This is a genomic window from Neomesorhizobium albiziae (genome assembly GCF_900114255.1).
Taxonomy (GTDB): domain Bacteria; phylum Pseudomonadota; class Alphaproteobacteria; order Rhizobiales; family Rhizobiaceae; genus Neomesorhizobium; species Neomesorhizobium albiziae.
Genome location: NZ_FOSL01000031.1, coordinates 1 through 16,346 on the forward strand (window position 1 = coordinate 1; position 16,346 = coordinate 16,346).

Here is a 16,346-nt window from a genome sequence, read left to right on the forward strand (position 1 = left end):
CCAGCTGCTCAACCCCCCTTGGCGCGATCCAAATTGAGCCCATGTCGGTGTGGATGTAGATTCACACGAACCCACTAACACATTGAACTACAATGACATAACCACAGCAAAATGGCCGTTTCTCGATTTGGCAGGATACGAAAAGATGTGATACAAATTTTCCGAAGCGGTCCCAGACCAAGGTCGCTTGGGATTAAACGTCCGAATCACATCAATCCTTAAGCCACGCCCCTCACAACCATGAGCGTCTGCCAGCAAAGCCACGCTCCGAAATTTCGGGACGGGCTCTTAGTCAACAAGGGCTCGTCTCACAGTGTGGCAGGTCTGAGGGATAGAGCCTCATACGGCATAAACTGAATCCGCCCATGAGCGTCGGATCCCAGCGACCGCTTCTGACGCTCCTGCTCTTGGAAAGCCGCAACCGCTCGCGACCGAGCCGATCGCATAAGGTCGTACATGAAGGCTGTAAGAGAATCCCGCAGTTTGACCGACCCTTGCTCCGACTGCGCTGCATGATGCGGCGCATGTCCAGGAACGAGGGACATGACACCGACCAGGCTTCTCATCGGCCAGATTTTTGTGGTCTTTGCGATCGTCATCGCAGGCGTTTGGGCGGCGACGCAATGGACGGCTGCTTCACTCGATTATCAGCCGCAGCTTGGAAATTCGTGGACCGTCCTATTCGGCATTCCGGTCTACCATCCATGGCGGCTTTTCGAGTGGTGGTACCACTTTGAAGCCTATGCGCCGGAAGTGTTCGACCGGGCAGGGGCGCTGGCAGCCGCCAGCGGTTTTCTTGGCTGTGGTGCTGCGATTGTTGGTTCGCTGTGGCGTGCTCGCCAGCAAAGCCGTGTAACCACCTATGGTTCGTCGCGCTGGGCGATCAATCGGGAGATCGCGGAAGCAGGCCTTTTCCGCGCCGCCGGCGTTTTTCTCGGTCGCCTCGGCAATCGGTATCTGCGCCATGACGGGCCGGAGCATGTCATGGCGTTTGCGCCAACGCGGTCTGGCAAGGGCGTCGGACTGGTTATCCCGACGCTTCTGTCTTGGACGGGCAGTACTGTCGTTCATGACATCAAGGGTGAGAACTGGCAGCTGACTGCCGGCTGGCGCTCGAAATTCTCTCATTGCTTGCTGTTCAATCCGACCGATCCGCGTTCGGCCCGCTACAATCCGCTGCTGGAGGTACGCAAGGGTCCGGACGAGGTCCGTGACGTCCAGAACATTGCCGACATCCTGGTCGATCCCGAAGGCGCACTGGAACGGCGTTCGCATTGGGAGAAGACCAGCCACTCGCTGCTGGTCGGCGCGATCCTGCATGTTCTCTATGCCGAGAAGGAAAAAACTCTCGCCCGAGTCGCGACCTTTTTGTCCGATCCGCAACGGAGCTTTGCGCACACGCTGCGTCGGATGATGGCGACCAACCATCTTGGCACACCAGAACATCCGCAGGTTCATCCCGTCGTCGCCTCGGCGGCACGCGAGGTGCTCAACAAATCCGAGAACGAGCGGAGCGGCGTGCTTTCGACGGCCATGTCGTTTCTCGGGCTCTATCGCGACCCGACGGTGGCGATGACGACGGCGGCCTGTGATTGGCGCATCGTCGATCTCGTCGATGCCGAACGCCCGGCCTCGCTTTATCTTGTCATTCCCCCGTCCGACATCTCGCGCACCAAGCCACTGGTGCGGCTGGTGCTCAACCAGATCGGCCGCCGGCTGACCGAACGGCTGGAGGGTGACCCGGCCAAGCACCGCAAGCATCAGTTGCTGATGATGCTTGACGAGTTTCCAGCATTGGGGCGGCTCGACTTCTTCGAGACGGCACTGGCTTTCATGGCCGGTTACGGCATCCGCGCCTACCTGATCGCGCAGTCGCTCAACCAAATTTCCAAGGCCTATGGCGAGAACAACGCTATCCTCGACAACTGTCATGTCCGCATCGCGTTTTCGTCGAACGATGAGCGGACCGCCAAGCGGATCAGCGATGCACTCGGCACAGCAACCGAACTCAGAGCCCAGCGCAATTATGCCGGCCATCGACTGGCGCCGTGGTTGTCGCACGTCATGGTCAGCCGGCAGGAGACGGCACGTCCGCTGTTGACGCCGGGCGAGGTGATGCAGCTTCCGTCGGCGGACGAACTTGTGCTGGTGTCCGGTCTGGCGCCGATCCGAGCCAAAAAGCTCCGCTACTACGAAGACCGCAATTTTACCACTCGGGTGTCGGATTCGCCGGTGCTCGGCGAGGGCGCCTATGCCGACCGGCCGGCGCCGCGTTCCGACGATTGGGGTGGCCAGGTCCGCGGGCCGCACCGCCGGCTCGCCGCCGCCGTCGACGAGGAAACCGGCATCTCGGAAGAGGAAGAGGGCGGCCTCCAGCAGCAACGCCATCCGGGCCTTCCGGAGGAAGGTCTATCGAAGCCGATCGCGCCGGATGAAAAGAATCCACTCGGCCTCGCTGACGATGAGTCGGACACCGCAGCCGACAAGCGCGCGATGGACCGCCTGCGGGGTCTCACCAACGTCGCACGGGCGCACGCCATCAACGAGAGCACAGGTCGCGACGACCTGTTGCCGTCCTTCTAAAGGAGGCAGCCCGTGAAACCGCGCCATCATCTCTATCTCGATGATGACCTCACCGCGCAGCTTGAAGCGCTTGCCGCGAAACCGGGATCGTCAAAGTCGGCCATCGTCGCCGACGCATTGCGTGCCTGGCTCGCGCGCCGCGGCGCCCGCGAGATCGATGATGTCTTGAAGATGCGCCTCGACCGCTTCAATGCGCAGCTGAACCGCATCGAGCGCGACAACCAGGTTCTCCTGGAAACGCTGGCGCTCTTCATCCGCTACCAGCTCACCGTCACGGCACCTTTGCCCGAGCCCGACCAGGCCGCACGCGCGGTCGGCCGCGACCGTTTCCACGCCTTCATCGATCAGGTCGGCCGGCAGATCGCCGGCGGCACCCGCACGCTCGGCCGGAACCGGGAAGGGGAGGATTTTAGCTCATGAGCCTGTCACACCCGGAAGCGGACGACCGCCGTCGCGCCATGCTGCGCACCGCCATGGGACCGGCGATCGCGGCGGCACTTGCTGATCCGGCCGTCATCGAGGTGATGGTCAATCCGGACGGCGTGTTACGGCTCGACCGGCTGGGGGAAGGCCGTATCGAAACCGGCGCGCGACTGGAGCCAACCGAGGTCGAGCGCATCGTCCGCCTTGTTGCCTCGCATGTTCGCGCCGAGGCTCACGCCGGTAATCCGGTGGTGAGTGCTGAACTGCCGCCACGCGAGGAAAGCCAGGCCGGCGAGCGCTTCGAGGGATTGTTGCCGCCGGTCGCGACAGCACCCTGCTTTGCCATTCGCAAGCCGGCGGCGCGGATCTACACGCTGTCCGACTACGTCGCCGACCGGATCGTCACGCCGATCCAGGCAGAGGCGCTGCGCAAGGCTGTACGCGATCGCCGCAATCTTCTCATCTGCGGTGGCACGTCGTCGGGCAAGACCACACTCGCCAACGCACTGCTTGCCGAAATCGCCGATCTCGACGAACGCGTGATCCTGATCGAGGACACACGCGAGCTGCAATGCGCCGCACCCGACTGCGTCGCGCTGCGCACGCGGCCAGGTGTCGTTTCCATGGCCGATCTGGTGCGCTCTACGCTGAGGCTTCGGCCGGACCGCATCATCGTCGGCGAGGTGAGGGGTGCGGAAGCCCTCGACATGCTGAAAGCCTGGAACACCGGTCATCCCGGCGGCATCGCCACGGTGCACGCCAACTCGGCGCGCTCGGCACTCTACCGGATCGAGCAGCTCGTCCAGGAAAGCGTCGTCACGGTGCCGCGCCGGCTGATCGCCGACGCGGTCGATTTGATCGTCTTCATCAGCGGTCGCGGCACGGCACGCCGGATCGAGACGATCGCCCAGGTCACCGGGATCGACGGCAATGGCGACTACGCCGTCACCGATCTCACGCCGCAACAGCTTCACGCCCTCTAGCAGAAGGATTTTTTCGACTATGCGTCCTTTCCCATCCACTTCTGTTTCTCGTGCGTCGGCGATGCGCCTTGCCCGCACGCTTAGCCTCGCGGCGACGTCCGCGGTGCTCTTCGCCACCGCTGCCCATGCTGCCGGCTCCGGCATGCCGTGGGAAGAGCCACTGCAGCAGATCCTGGAATCCGTTCAGGGACCGGTCGCCAAGATCATTGCCGTGATCATTATCATCACGACCGGTCTGACGCTTGCCTTCGGTGAGACCAGCGGCGGCTTCCGGCGGCTGATCCAGATCGTCTTCGGCCTTTCGATCGCCTTTGCTGCGTCGAGCTTCTTCCTGTCGTTCTTTTCGTTCGGTGGCGGGGTGCTCGTCTGATGAGTGTCTCTCCCACCAATCACATCGACGGGTTTGAAGTGCCGTTGCACCGAGCGCTGACGGAACCGATCCTGCTTGGCGGTGCGCCGCGTGCGATCGCCATCGTCAACGGCACGATCGCGGCTGCCATCGGCCTCGGGCTCCAGCAATGGATCGCCGGCATCGTGCTTTGGGCGGCCGGGCACGCGCTCGCCGTCTTCGCGGCCAAACGCGATCCGGATTTCGCGCCGGTGCTGGTCCGGCATCTCCGGCAGAAGGCGTGGTGGTCATGCTGAACCTGCGCGAATACCGCAACCGCGCCGATCGCCTTGCCGATCATCTGCCCTGGGCGGCACTCGTTGCGCCTGGTGTAGTGCTCAACAAGGACGGCAGCTTCCAGCGCACGCTGCGATTTCGTGGTCCTGATCTCGAAAGCGCCACCGAAGCCGAACTGGTCGCGGCTTGCGCCCGCGCCAACAATGTGCTGCGCCGTTTCGGCTCGGGATGGGCGCTGTTTTTCGAGGCAGAGCGCACCGAGGCGATCGGCTATCCGAATTCCAGCTTTCCCGATGCCGCCTCATGGCTGGTCGACGAGGAACGGCGCGCTCACTTCGAAGGTGCAGCGGCGGGGGCCCCGCGGACATCGCATGTCTCGCGGACATCTCATGTCTCGCAGACATCGCATGTTTCGCCGACATCGCATGTCCCGCTGGCATCGCATGCCCCGGGGACGTCGCACGTCTCGCAGGCCCACTTCGAGAGCCGCTATCATCTCACGCTTCTTTATCTGCCGCCGCCGGATGCCCAGGCACAGGCCGAGCAGGCGCTGCTGGAGCGGGATACATCTGAGGGAGGGCGTGATTGGCGGCAGGAGCTCGCCGGTTTTATCGACGAGACGAACCGTGTGCTCGATCTTCTCGCCGGCTTCATGTCGGAGGTGCGGGCGCTCGACGATCAAGAGACGTTGACTTTCCTGCATGAAACGATCTCGACCAGGCGCCACGCGGTCGCCATTCCGGAGACTCCGCTCTATCTCGATGGGTTGCTTACCGACACACCCTTCAGCGGCGGCCTCGAACCCATGCTGGGCGACCAGCATCTGCGCACGCTCACCATTCTCGGTTTTCCGATCCTGACACGGCCCGGGCTCCTCGATGCGCTCAACCATCAGGATTTTTCCTATCGCTGGGTGACGCGCTTCATCGCCCTCGACAAGACGGAAGCCGCCAGGACACTGACCAGGCTGAGGCGGCAATGGTTCAACAAGCGCAAGTCGATCACCGCGCTGATGCGCGAAGTGATCTACAACGAGCCGGCCCAGCTTCTGGATTCCGATGCCGACAACAAGGTCGCGGATGCCGATCTGGCGCTCCAGGCGCTCGGCGGCGATCACGTCGCCTTCGGCTATCTCACCACCACCATCACCGTGTCGGACGAAAATCGCTCACGCGCCGACGAAAAAGTCCGTGCGGTCGAGCGGATCGTCAATGGGCTCGGCTTCACCTCGATCCGCGAGAGCGTCAACGCGGCCGAAGCCTGGCTCGGCAGCCTGCCGGGACACGTCTATGCCAATGTCCGGCAACCGATCGTCCACACGTTGAACCTGGCGCATCTGGTGCCGCTGTCGTCGGTCTGGGCTGGGCCGTCGCGGAATGCCCATCTCGACGGGCCGCCGCTGCTTTTTGCCGAAACCTCCGGCTCGACGCCGTTCCGGCTCTCGACCCATGTCGGCGACGTCGGCCACATGCTGATCGTCGGCCCGACTGGAGCCGGCAAGAGTGTGCTTCTTTCATTGCTCGCCCTGCAGTTCCGGCGCTATGCCGGATCGCAGGTCTATATCTTCGACAAGGGATTTTCGGCACGCGCCGTCGTGCTTGCCATGGGCGGCGAGCACCATGCGCTGGGCGCCGACGGCTCTCTCGCCTTCCAGCCGCTTCGCCAGATCGATGATCCGGCGACCAGAAGCTGGGCCGCCGAATGGATCGGCGCGCTGCTTGCCCACGAGCACGTCACCGTCACGCCGGAAGTGAAGGAAGCGGTGTGGTCGGCATTGACCAGCCTCGCCAGTGCGCCCGCCGGCGAGCGCACGTTGACCGGGCTTTCCGTGCTGCTGCAGTCCAATGCACTGAAGGCGGCATTGATGCCGTACACGCTCGACGGTCCGTTCGGCCGGCTCCTCGACGCTGCCGAAAACCGCCTGGCCCTGGCCGACGTGCAGTGCTTCGAGACCGAAGAGCTGATGCATGAGGCCGGTGTGGTGCTGCCGGTGCTCACCTACCTTTTCCATCGTCTCGAGGAACGCTTCGACGGATCGCCGACACTACTCATCTTGGACGAAGCCTGGGTCTATCTCGACAATCCGGTCTTTGCCGCCCGCATCCGCGAATGGCTGAAGGTGCTGCGGAAGAAGAACGTCAGCGTCGTCTTTGCCACCCAGTCGCTGGCCGACATTGCCGACAGCTCGATCGCGCCGGCCATCCTCGAATCCTGCCCGCAGCGCATCTTCCTGCCGAACGACCGGGCGATCGAGCCGCAGTCGCGGCAGGCCTACGAACGTTTCGGTCTCAACGAGCGCCAGATCGAGCTGATCCCACGGGCCACGCCGAAAAGGCACTACTATCTGCAGTCCCGGCGCGGCAACCGGCTGTTCGAGCTTGGCCTTGGGCCGATCGCGCTGGCGCTCTGCGGTTCGTCCGATCCGGATACTCAAAAACTGATCGACGAACTCGTCGCCGAAGGCGGCGGAGGGGATTTCGCGGCTTCGTTCCTCGCCGCCAAGGGCCTCGGCTGGGCCGTCGATCTCATTCGTCAGTTTCCACACCCCGAACCACAGGAGAACTTCTCATGAGGAAATCGACCCTTCTTGCCGGTGCATGTGCACTTGGCATCGCGATCGCCGCGCCGGCGGCGGCCTGGCGGATCGTCTTTGATCCGACCAACTACAGTCAGAACCTGCTCTCGGCCGCCCGCGCGCTCGAGCAGATCAACAACCAGATCACCTCGCTCCAGAACGAGGCGGCCATGTTGCAGAACATGGCCAAGCAGCTGCAGCGTCTCGACTTCTCTTCGCTCGGCCAGATCACCGGCTCGCTGCAGCGCATCGACGGTCTGATGGGACAGGCTGAAGGCATCAGCTTCGACATGAACGAGATGGATGCAGCGTGGAAGGAACAATTCCCGGAAGGCTACGAAGCGGCCACCACCATCACCGACATGGTCGGCGAGTCACAAAAGCGGTGGCAGAGTGCCATGCAGGCATTCCGTCAGACCATGCGTGTCCAGTCTCAAGTGGTCGAGAACGTACAGGCCGACCGCGGGCTGCTTGCCGATCTGGTGACCCAAAGCCAGGGTGCCGTCGGCGCGCTTCAGGCGCAGCAGGCCGCCAACCAGTTGCTGGCACTCTCCACCAAGCAGCAACTGCAGATCCAGGACATGATGGCCGCGCAATACCGCGCCGAGGCGCTGGAGCAAGCGCGCGACGCACAGTCGGAGGAAGCCGCACGCGAATCCATCACCCGCTTTCTTGGAAGCGGCAAAGCCTACACGCCGCGCTGACGGACGGTGAGGGGCGACGCACGTGGACGACCTCAATGTCATCGACCGCTTCATGGAGACTTTTGTCCGCTACATCGACAGCGGGTTCGGTCTCCTGCAGGGCGACGTCGCCTTCCTCACCACCATCCTGATCGGCGTCGACATCACGCTGGCGGGTCTGTTCTGGGCCTTCGACGGTGAGGCAAACATCGCCGGTCGGCTGGTCAGGAAGGTGCTCTATGTCGGTGCCTTCGCGCTGATCTTGAACAATTTTGCCGCGCTCGCCACCACCGTCTTCGATTCCTTCGCCGGCCTCGGGCTTCACGCCAGCGCCAACGGCATGACCGCGGCGGACCTCCTGAAACCGGGCCGGCTCGCCGGCACCGGCTTCGAGGCTGCCCATCCCTTGCTGGTGCAGGTGAGCCAGCTGCTTGGCTTCCGCAGCTTCTTCAACAATTTCCTGGCCATCATCGTCCTGCTTGTCGCCTGGTTCTTCGTGATCGCCGCCTTCTTCATCCTGGCGGTGCAGCTTTTCATCACCATCCTGGAGTTCAAGCTGACGGCGCTCGCAGGCTTTGTGCTAGTGCCCTTCGCACTCTGGAACAGGACCTCGTTCCTGGCGGAGCGCGTGCTCGGCAGTGTCGTCTCCTCGGGCATCAAGGTGATGGTGCTGGCTGTCATCGCCGGCATCGGCTCCGGTTTCTTTGGCGAGTTCATTTCCGCGCTCAACGGCCAGGAGCCGAATATCGCGCAGGCAATGTCGCTGGTGCTGGCGTCGCTTTCGCTGCTCGGTCTCGGCATCTTCGGTCCGGGCATTGCTTCCGGCCTCGTTTCCGGCGCGCCGCAGCTTGGCGCTGGTGCGGCCATCGGAACGGCGGGTGCTGCCGCCGGTGGTGTCATGCTTACCGGCGGCGCAGCACTTGCAGGCGCACGCGGCTTGAGTGCTGCCGGTTCGGGCGGGCTGGCCGCCATCCGCGCCGGTACCGCGATGGGTTCGGCCGCTGCCACTGCCTTCCAGCTTGGACAGGCGACATCCGGTTCGGCCGGTGCGGCGGGCGTGGCCGCCGGCCTCGGCGGGATCGCCCGCGCCGGCGGTGGTGCCGCGGCACGAGGCATTCGGTCTAACGCAAGCCAGGCCGCCGCGTCGCTGACCGAAAGCGCCCAGGAAGGCCGCAGCACGGGATGGCGCGCGACCGGCGGCAAGCCTGTCGGCGGTGGCGCCGACGGGGCTGCCGAGACTTCCAACGGTATTGCCGGCTCGTCGTCATCGATTGCGAGCAGCGCGCCCGACTGGGCGCAGCGGCTGCGCGCCGAACAGCACGCACGCGCGCACCGCCAGGCGACCACCCAGGCCATCAAGGACGGCGACCGTCCCGGGGGTGCGGCCAATCCCGATCTCAAGGAAAACGAGGACTGACCATCATGTTCTTCAAACGCACGCTCCAGCGCTACGGGAAGACGCCCGAGCCCGTGACACCCTATCAGAAGGCCGCCCAGCTCTGGGACGAGCGCATCGGCTCGGCCCGCGTCCAGGCGAAGAACTGGCGGTTGATGGCGTTCGGTGGCTTAAGCTTGAGCATCGGTCTCGCTGGCGGCCTGGTCTGGCAATCGCTGCAAAGCCGCGTGACGCCCTATGTGGTCGAGGTCGACAGGCTGGGTGAGGCGAGGGCGGTCAGTCCCGCTCTCCAGGACTACCGGCCGACCGATCCGCAGATCGCATGGCATCTCGGCCGCTTCATTGCCAACGTCCGGGCGATTTCCATCGACCCGGTGCTGGTCCGGCAAAACTGGCTCGATGCCTACGCGTTCGCGACCGACCGCGCAGCACTTTTCCTGAACGAGTACGCCCGTGCCAACAATCCCTTCGCCGCCGTCGGTGAGCGGACCGTCGCCGTCCAGGTGACGAGTGTCGTGCGTGCTTCGGATTCCTCGTTCCAGGTGAAATGGACCGAGCAGACCTATGAACGCGGCAGCCTCGCCAGGACCGAGCGCTGGACGGCAATCCTCACCATTGTGATCGAGCCGCCGCGCACCGCCGAGAGGCTCCGCGAGAATCCGCTCGGCGTCTACGTCAACGGCCTTGCCTGGTCGCGCGAGCTCGACAGCACGGCACCATCGCAAAACCAGAACGCAAAAGAAAACGAAGGGAAGACGCCATGACGTTCCGCTCCGTGTTCGCGCTGTCCATGTCGGCAATCGCACTAGCGGGCTGCGCGGGAAAAAAGACGCCGCCGCCCAACATCGCCTACGACAGCGGGAATTTTCAAGCGGCGGCCATCGAGCCGGAACCGGCGAAACCGGTCGAGGTCGTGACGGTGGCGAAACCGCTGCCGCTGCCAGGTCAGCTTCAGCCGCCACCGGCGACGGAAAAACAGAAGAACAAAAAACCACCGACCGCGCGCGTCGAAGCGGCAAACAACGCCGCCCTTCAGGAGCCCGTCGAACAAGGTTATATCAACGCCGTCCAGGTCTATCCTTTCACCGAAGGCGCACTCTATCGGCTCTATGCCGCGCCCGAGCAGGTCAGCGACATCGCACTTCAGCCCGGGGAGACACTGACATCGGTTTCGGCCGGCGACACCGTGCGCTGGGTGATCGGCGACACCACCAGCGGCAGCAGCGATCAACGCCGGGTGCATGTCCTGGTCAAGCCTTTCGCGTCCGGTCTCAAGACCAATCTCGTTATCACCACCGACCGACGCAGCTACCATCTCCTGCTCGAGAGCACAGACCGCACCGCGATGGCGGCGATTTCCTGGACCTACCCGCAGGATCGGCTTGTTGCCATCAAGCGCCGCAACGAGACGGCTGAAGCTGCAGCCCCGGTCGCGTCGGGCGTCAGCCTGGAAAACCTGCGGTTCCGCTACGCCATTTCCGGCGACAATCCGCCGTGGCGGCCGAAACGCGCCTTCGACGACGGCAGCAAGGTCTATGTCGAATTTCCGCGCAGCATCGATCAGGGCGAGGCGCCGCCGCTCTTTGTCGTCGGACCGGACGGCAGCAACCAGCTCGTCAACTACCGGGTCCGCAACAACTACTACATCGTCGACCGGCTCTTTGCCGCCGCCGAGCTGCGTCTCGGCACCAAGCCGCAGCAGATCGTCCGCATCAGTCGCACCGACATGGTCGCCTCGAACAGGCGACGGCCGTTTGGCGGGCTGTTCCGGCGGTCGGATCGATAGGGAGGTCGCTGCAATGCCGGATTCTCCCAAGCAGGATCCCGAAACGCTGGTGCTCAAAGCGTCGCCGCGCCGTGTCGTGCGTTTCAAGCGCAAGCTGTTGATCGGTATCTCGGCGATCGCGCTGGCCGCCATCTTCGGCGTGACGTGGCTGGCGCTCAAAAACCCGCTTCGCGGGATTGGCGAGCAGGCGCAGGAACTCTACGATACCGAGCGCAAGCCGGTGCCCGACGGCCTTGCCGGTCTGCCGGGGGACTACGGTCAGCTCCGCCCCGAAGCCCCGAAACTGGGACCGCCGCTGCCTGGCGATCTCGGCCGACCGATCCTCGAACGCCAGCGGCAACTGGGACTGGCGCCGGGTCCGAACAAACAAGACCAGGCGGCCGAAGCCGAACGGCAGCGCCGCGCCCAGCAGGCGCTGGAGGCACGCGAGGCGGGTGTCTTCTTCCAGCTTGCCAACCGCAGCGCGACCACCGCCGCCGCGAGCCTGTCCGCTCAAGCAACTCCTGCACCCGGACAGGCGGCAGGTGTGCAGCCGTCCGCTGTGGATGCCAGCCGTTTGGCCCTCGATCCCGAGCACGACCTGTCCTCCGTCGCCTTGGCCGAGGACGACCAGAACAACCAGCAGCGCAAGCTCGATTTCGTCAACCAGCGCGACACCAGCGGCATCTACAATCCCCACGAGCTCCAGACACCGGCTTCGCCCTATCAGGTGATGGCGGGCAGCATCATCGCCGCCAGCCTGATCACCGGCATCAATTCCGATCTGCCTGGCTTCGTCATCGCCCAGGTGACGGAGAATGTCTTCGATACCGTGACAGGCAGCACCTTGCTCATTCCGCAAGGCGCGCGGCTGATCGGCAGCTACGACAGCGTCGTCGCTTTCGGCCAGAAGCGAGCGCTTCTTGTGTGGCGCCGCATCATCCTGCCGGACGGTTCCTCGATCGAGATCGACAATCTGCCCGCCACCGATGCGGCCGGCTATGCCGGCCTCGAGGACAAGGTCGACTACCACACCTGGCAGCTCTTGAAGGGCATCGCGCTCTCGACCCTGCTCGGTGTCGGCACCGAGCTCAGCTTCGGCAACGACGAGAGCGATCTAGTCCGCGCCATCCGGGAATCGGCCCAGGAGAATGCCAGCCGGGCCGGAGAGCGCATTGTCGAAAAGAACCTCAACATCCAACCAACCATCACCGTGCGCCCCGGCTGGCCGCTGCGGGTCATCGTTCACAAGGACCTCGTGCTCAGGCCGTGGAAAGCCGACGTCGGGCAGGCGGATTGAGAAGGAGACCATGATGACCGAGCTGAAACTCGCAAGACTGCCTGATCGCACTCCGGTGAAAATCACCTTCGTGGCCATGCCAGATCTCAATCAGGCGCTTCAGGATTATGCCGCGATTTACCGCGCCACCTACGGCCAGTCGGAATCGATCGCCGATCTCATCCCCTTCATGCTCGAAAGCTTTTTGGACAGCGACCGCGCCTTCCAGAAGGCGCGCAAGGAGATCGAGCCAGGCAGCGACGCGGCCGCGAATGGCAGAACTCGACGCCAACTCCGACCCGCGCCGTCCACTTCGTCACCACACAGTAACAACACGGAGGCATGACCATGGCTGTCCGGCACATTCAAGCTTGGCAAGGACGGCGGCTGGACCGGCCACGTCCGCACGCTCACCCTCGACACCAGGCTCCGCCTCGTCCCGAATGACGACCGCGACCACGACGATGCACCCGCTTTCCGCGTGCTGATCGGCTGGTCGCGAATCGGCGATGCCTGGGAGGAACGGTCGAAAGGCGAAGAGCCCAAGGAATATCTCAGGCTGAAATTCGACGATCCTGCTTTGCCTGGTCCCGTAACCGCAGCGCTGTTTCCCTCGCAAGATGGCACAGAGGGACAGCTCGTCTGGCGGAGGCGGAGAGGGGGATTGAATCGGGGTGATTTTATCTTCTGTTGCACTAGGCTCGGCGCCAGCAGTGTCAGCCGCGGCAGTCGCAAGACATAGATCTGGTTGGTTCACTTGGCCGTTGCCGTCTCGGAGCAACGTGTAGGTGCTCTGCTCCAGCATCTGCTGCCACCGCAATCAACATGTCCCGGGCTTGTCACAAGGACGCTGCTCCGTCTCGGCGACCATCGACAGGAAGGGTCAGTTGGTCGCCTTAAGCCCCGAACTGACACCTCGGAAATCCGAGGAGGACACCGTCCTATCCAGCAGCGTGCAGACTTTGTTAGCGTCGAAGTTGAAGCCAGCGCAGCGCTGATCAGTGGCGCACGCCATGACACAATCCGCATATATGGTTTGGCCGCTTGAATAGCCATTGCCAACTATCACGGTGTTTTTGGCAAAGACGAGAGGCGACTGCTGAAGATTACCTGACACGACCTCCTTGGCTGACGTGGTCGCATGGTCATCGCGAATTAGGATCGTTGCGTTGCCCTTCATGAAGCAGGCTGAGTGGGCCTTGTTATAGGTCAAGGCGAGGCACTGACTGTCACGTTCACATTGGTTTTGACATTGCTGGAACGAGACGTCGCGGATCGGTATATTCGGCAAATCGTGACCTAAAGCGTCCCACCCATCCTGAACGACAAACGCAGCTGCCTTTGGTCTGCCCTGCAGTTGGTCAAAATCGCCGGACGCGAATCTCAAGCCGTCGAGCCATTCGCATTTCGAGGCCAGCTCCCGCGCCTGCGCCTCAGTTAGTCCCACCGACGCGAAAGTCGCGGGCGACGAGACCGGTGCCTGCGGATTGGCGGACGGCGAGCGCCGATCCACCAGTTGAAGGTCAAGATCGACGCCGTTGACGGTTCGACGTGTGTAGCACCAGGCCGTATCCCAGGTCGGGCTGTTCTCCGTCTTAAATTGATGCCCAGAGCTCACGCTCCATGTGGCACCTTGGAAGAACACGTCCCGATGTACGAACTTGGTGAAGTCCACGGTGACGGGGTTTGGCGTGGGAGACAGGTCAGGTTGCGGCGGCTTTTTGAGGTCTTGTGGCTGGCCAGGAGATTTGTCGGCCTTTGGCCATTCCGACTTGCCGCGGTGCGATAGTGAATCCGCGAGGGGCGGTTCTCCGGTAGCCACGTGGGTGTACCTGCCTTGCGCCGGCCGGCTACCGCGCTATCCATTTATTATTCGCGAAAGGACTCCTTGCCGATCCCTTATGGACTGTTCGACGTGCCAAGTAGCGCCGAAGAAATCGCGCCACTTATCTCCGAATGTCACACTTATGTGACGGTGCGCCAAGAGCGGTCCGCCGCTTCATCACGGAGTCCGAAGGCTTCGACACGACCACCACGATGACCGCGCCGCTCTTCCCAGGCCTATGATATTGAATCAGCCGGAGAGGGCTGTTTGAGGGGAGACTGGCGGGAGCACTTCAGAAGCTTAGGCCGGAGTACGTTTCCAAGCCCGTTGCCGGCTTTCTCGCTTATACTTGAAGCGAGCGATTCCAGTCTGGCCAAGATTGGCTTAGCTCCGTTGCAAAAGCCCCTTCAGCACAAGGTCAATATGCGCCTCGATGAAGGCTGGCTCATTGAGCGGTCTTCGGTCTGCGAACAGCAGGCGCCAGACGGTGATGTGAAGGACCGAGCTTACGACTACGTCGGGCGTACTCGCAGCAGCCCCTTGGCGGAATTCTCCCGATGCCACGCCTTGCTCGACAAGCCCACCGACCGCTCCAAACAAAGGGGCGATGAATTCGTCATAATGTCGGTCGACAATGTCGGGGAAACGCGCACCCTCGGCTAGGGCCAAGCGTAACAGTTCCCTCGTCTTTCTGTCGTTCGAAACCTTCTCGTATGCCAGAAGGAGCAAGGCCTGCAAGCGCTCGGAACAAGAGCCTTTCAGAGTACCGGCAGAGGCCAGCACGTCTGCGAACGGCGCCGACATGTGGCGGTTCATTGCCTCGAAGAGGACGTCCTTCGTCGGAAAATACAGATAGATCGTGCCCTTGGTTACCCCGAGGCGCGCGGCAACGTCCTCAACGCGCGTAGCAGCATAGCCTTTTCCGGTGAACTCTTCGAAGGCTGCCTCAAGAATCTCCTGCGGGCGTCTTGCCTTCCGTTCTGCCCGCGAGGTCTTTTTCCCGGCTTTTTCCATCACTGCTCTCCTTCCTTTTCGCCGAAGGCCTGAAGGGTTGGCCAAAGCTTTAGCGCACAATTGACTAACCCGTTAGTCAGTGATAATAGCCCGCCCCTGTCTTAATTGCAAATGGTAGCGGAGCCGATGCAGCCGTTTCGATTGATCATATTTGGTCTCGCCTGTGCCCTTCTGGCCGGCTGCGAGGATAAAGCTGAAAGCCGCGCGGCGCCGCCGCAACCGGTGCGCGCAATACGCGCGTCATCGGCTCAATACCAGCCGCGCGCAGAAATCACCGGCGAGGTGAAGGCACGGATTCAGACTGACGTGTCTTTCCGGGTGGGCGGGAAGGTCATCGAGCGGCCCGTGGATGTCGGATCGCGGGTGCGTGCCGGTGATGTTCTGGCGCGCATCGAAAACGCTGAACAGCGTGCCGATGTGGATATCGCCCGGGCGGGACTTCAGTCGGCACAAGCGACGGTCAAGCAGAAGACGCTGGCCTTCGAACGGTACAAGGCGTTGCTACAATCGCGCGCGATCGCACAAGCGACCTTCGATCTGTCGCAGGAAGAGCTGCTGACCGCGCAAGGCTCTCTGCAGGTTGCCGAAGCGGCGCTGGCTACGGCGCAGGATGCCTCATCCTACACGGAGCTCAAGGCCGACGCGGATGGCGTCATCACCGCGCGCAACATCGAGGTCGGGCAAGTCGTTTCGGCGGCGCAGGCCGCCTTCACGCTCGCCCATGACGGTCCGCGAGAGGCTGTCTTCAATGTGTTCGAGGCCTTCTTTCTGGAAGGCCGACCACAGACTGACGTCGATGTCGCCTCGATCAATGATCGGGCCGGCAAGGTGAAAACAACCATCAGGGAAGTCTCTCCGACAATCGATACGAAGGCCGGAACGGTCCGTGTTAAGGTGGTCCTCCCGCAAGATGCACAATGGCCACTCGGCACGACAGTCGTCGGTGAATTCCGCTCGCTGCCGCGCAAGGGAATCGTCCTGCCCTCGAGCGCCATGGCCTCCGCCGGAGGCATGCCGGCCGTTTGGATCATCGACACGGCGAGCCGCTCGGTCTCGCTCCGGAAGGTTTCGGTCTCCCGCTATCAAACGAGCGACTTCATCGTGACCGGCGGGATCACCCCTCAAGATCTGATCGTCACAGACGGCGGAAAGTTTCTCAGAGAAGGCCAAGCAGTGGTCTGGGAGGTCAAGTGAA

16 protein-coding genes are annotated in these 16,346 nt (G+C 62.9%); 14 read left to right on the forward strand and 2 right to left on the reverse strand.

All coding sequences use genetic code 11. The features are described from left to right. Positions 1-543: 543 nt before the first annotated feature. The 13 genes from F3H98_RS27095 to F3H98_RS27155 all read left to right on the forward strand — a co-directional run bounded on the left by F3H98_RS27095 (position 544) and on the right by F3H98_RS27155 (position 13,054). Positions 544-2,583 (forward strand): conjugal transfer protein TraG, encoded by a 2,040-nt coding sequence (locus F3H98_RS27095; protein ID WP_149763630.1) that lies wholly within the window; start codon positions 544-546, stop codon positions 2,581-2,583. Positions 2,584-2,595: 12 nt separating this feature from the next. Continuing rightward, on the forward strand, positions 2,596-3,003 hold the full coding sequence (locus F3H98_RS27100; RefSeq protein ID WP_149763632.1) for a ribbon-helix-helix domain-containing protein: 408 nt from the start codon (positions 2,596-2,598) through the stop codon (positions 3,001-3,003). Further along, the gene (gene trbB / locus F3H98_RS27105) at positions 3,000-3,989 is read left to right on the forward strand and encodes a P-type conjugative transfer ATPase TrbB (protein ID WP_149763634.1); all 990 of its coding nucleotides are present in this window, start codon (positions 3,000-3,002) and stop codon (positions 3,987-3,989) included. The genes F3H98_RS27100 and trbB overlap by 4 nt, the downstream gene beginning before the upstream one ends. Before the next feature lie 61 nt (positions 3,990-4,050). Then, positions 4,051-4,359: a TrbC/VirB2 family type IV secretion system protein gene (locus tag F3H98_RS27110; RefSeq protein WP_149763636.1), complete on the forward strand. Its 309-nt coding sequence runs from the start codon at positions 4,051-4,053 to the stop codon at positions 4,357-4,359. Beyond that, the gene (locus F3H98_RS27115; protein ID WP_149763638.1) at positions 4,359-4,634 is read left to right on the forward strand and encodes a VirB3 family type IV secretion system protein; all 276 of its coding nucleotides are present in this window, start codon (positions 4,359-4,361) and stop codon (positions 4,632-4,634) included. Before F3H98_RS27110 ends, F3H98_RS27115 begins: the two co-directional genes overlap by 1 nt. Beyond that, a complete protein-coding gene (trbE, locus tag F3H98_RS27120; RefSeq protein WP_149763640.1) occupies positions 4,628-7,186 on the forward strand; it encodes a conjugal transfer protein TrbE in 2,559 nt (852 codons plus the stop codon). Before F3H98_RS27115 ends, trbE begins: the two co-directional genes overlap by 7 nt. Further along, positions 7,183-7,893, forward strand: coding sequence for a P-type conjugative transfer protein TrbJ (trbJ, locus tag F3H98_RS27125; protein ID WP_149763642.1), 711 nt, complete (start codon positions 7,183-7,185; stop codon positions 7,891-7,893). The genes trbE and trbJ overlap by 4 nt, the downstream gene beginning before the upstream one ends. 22 nt (positions 7,894-7,915) lie before the next feature. After that, on the forward strand, positions 7,916-9,289 hold the full coding sequence (gene trbL, locus F3H98_RS27130; RefSeq protein ID WP_149763644.1) for a P-type conjugative transfer protein TrbL: 1,374 nt from the start codon (positions 7,916-7,918) through the stop codon (positions 9,287-9,289). A 5-nt stretch (positions 9,290-9,294) separates the two neighbouring features. Continuing rightward, positions 9,295-10,032: a conjugal transfer protein TrbF gene (trbF, locus tag F3H98_RS27135; protein ID WP_149763646.1), complete on the forward strand. Its 738-nt coding sequence runs from the start codon at positions 9,295-9,297 to the stop codon at positions 10,030-10,032. Further along, positions 10,029-11,054, forward strand: coding sequence for a P-type conjugative transfer protein TrbG (gene trbG, locus F3H98_RS27140; protein ID WP_149763648.1), 1,026 nt, complete (start codon positions 10,029-10,031; stop codon positions 11,052-11,054). The genes trbF and trbG overlap by 4 nt, the downstream gene beginning before the upstream one ends. A gap of 13 nt (positions 11,055-11,067) precedes the next feature. Beyond that, positions 11,068-12,333 carry a TraB/TrbI/VirB10 family type IV secretion system protein gene (locus F3H98_RS27145; protein WP_149763650.1) on the forward strand — a complete coding sequence of 422 codons (1,266 nt, stop codon included), beginning with the start codon at positions 11,068-11,070 and terminating at the stop codon, positions 12,331-12,333. A 13-nt stretch (positions 12,334-12,346) separates the two neighbouring features. Beyond that, positions 12,347-12,658 (forward strand): DUF2274 domain-containing protein, encoded by a 312-nt coding sequence (locus tag F3H98_RS27150; RefSeq protein ID WP_149763670.1) that lies wholly within the window; start codon positions 12,347-12,349, stop codon positions 12,656-12,658. Between the two features lie 6 nt (positions 12,659-12,664). Continuing rightward, the gene (locus F3H98_RS27155; RefSeq protein WP_149763672.1) at positions 12,665-13,054 is read left to right on the forward strand and encodes a DUF736 domain-containing protein; all 390 of its coding nucleotides are present in this window, start codon (positions 12,665-12,667) and stop codon (positions 13,052-13,054) included. A 141-nt stretch (positions 13,055-13,195) separates the two neighbouring features. Here the strand turns inward: F3H98_RS27155 and F3H98_RS27160 are convergent, their stop codons facing one another. Together F3H98_RS27160 and F3H98_RS27165 are read right to left on the reverse strand one after the other, a co-directional pair. Beyond that, positions 13,196-14,134 carry a PAN/Apple domain-containing protein gene (locus F3H98_RS27160; protein WP_149763652.1) on the reverse strand — a complete coding sequence of 313 codons (939 nt, stop codon included), beginning with the start codon at positions 14,132-14,134 and terminating at the stop codon, positions 13,196-13,198. Positions 14,135-14,521: 387 nt separating this feature from the next. After that, positions 14,522-15,151, reverse strand: a complete 630-nt coding sequence (locus tag F3H98_RS27165) for a TetR/AcrR family transcriptional regulator (RefSeq protein WP_149763654.1) — start codon at positions 15,149-15,151, stop codon at positions 14,522-14,524. Positions 15,152-15,277: 126 nt separating this feature from the next. Here F3H98_RS27165 and F3H98_RS27170 point away from each other — a divergent pair, with 126 nt between their 5' ends. Continuing rightward, the gene (locus tag F3H98_RS27170; protein ID WP_149763656.1) at positions 15,278-16,345 is read left to right on the forward strand and encodes an efflux RND transporter periplasmic adaptor subunit; all 1,068 of its coding nucleotides are present in this window, start codon (positions 15,278-15,280) and stop codon (positions 16,343-16,345) included. Position 16,346: the final 1 nt, after the last annotated feature.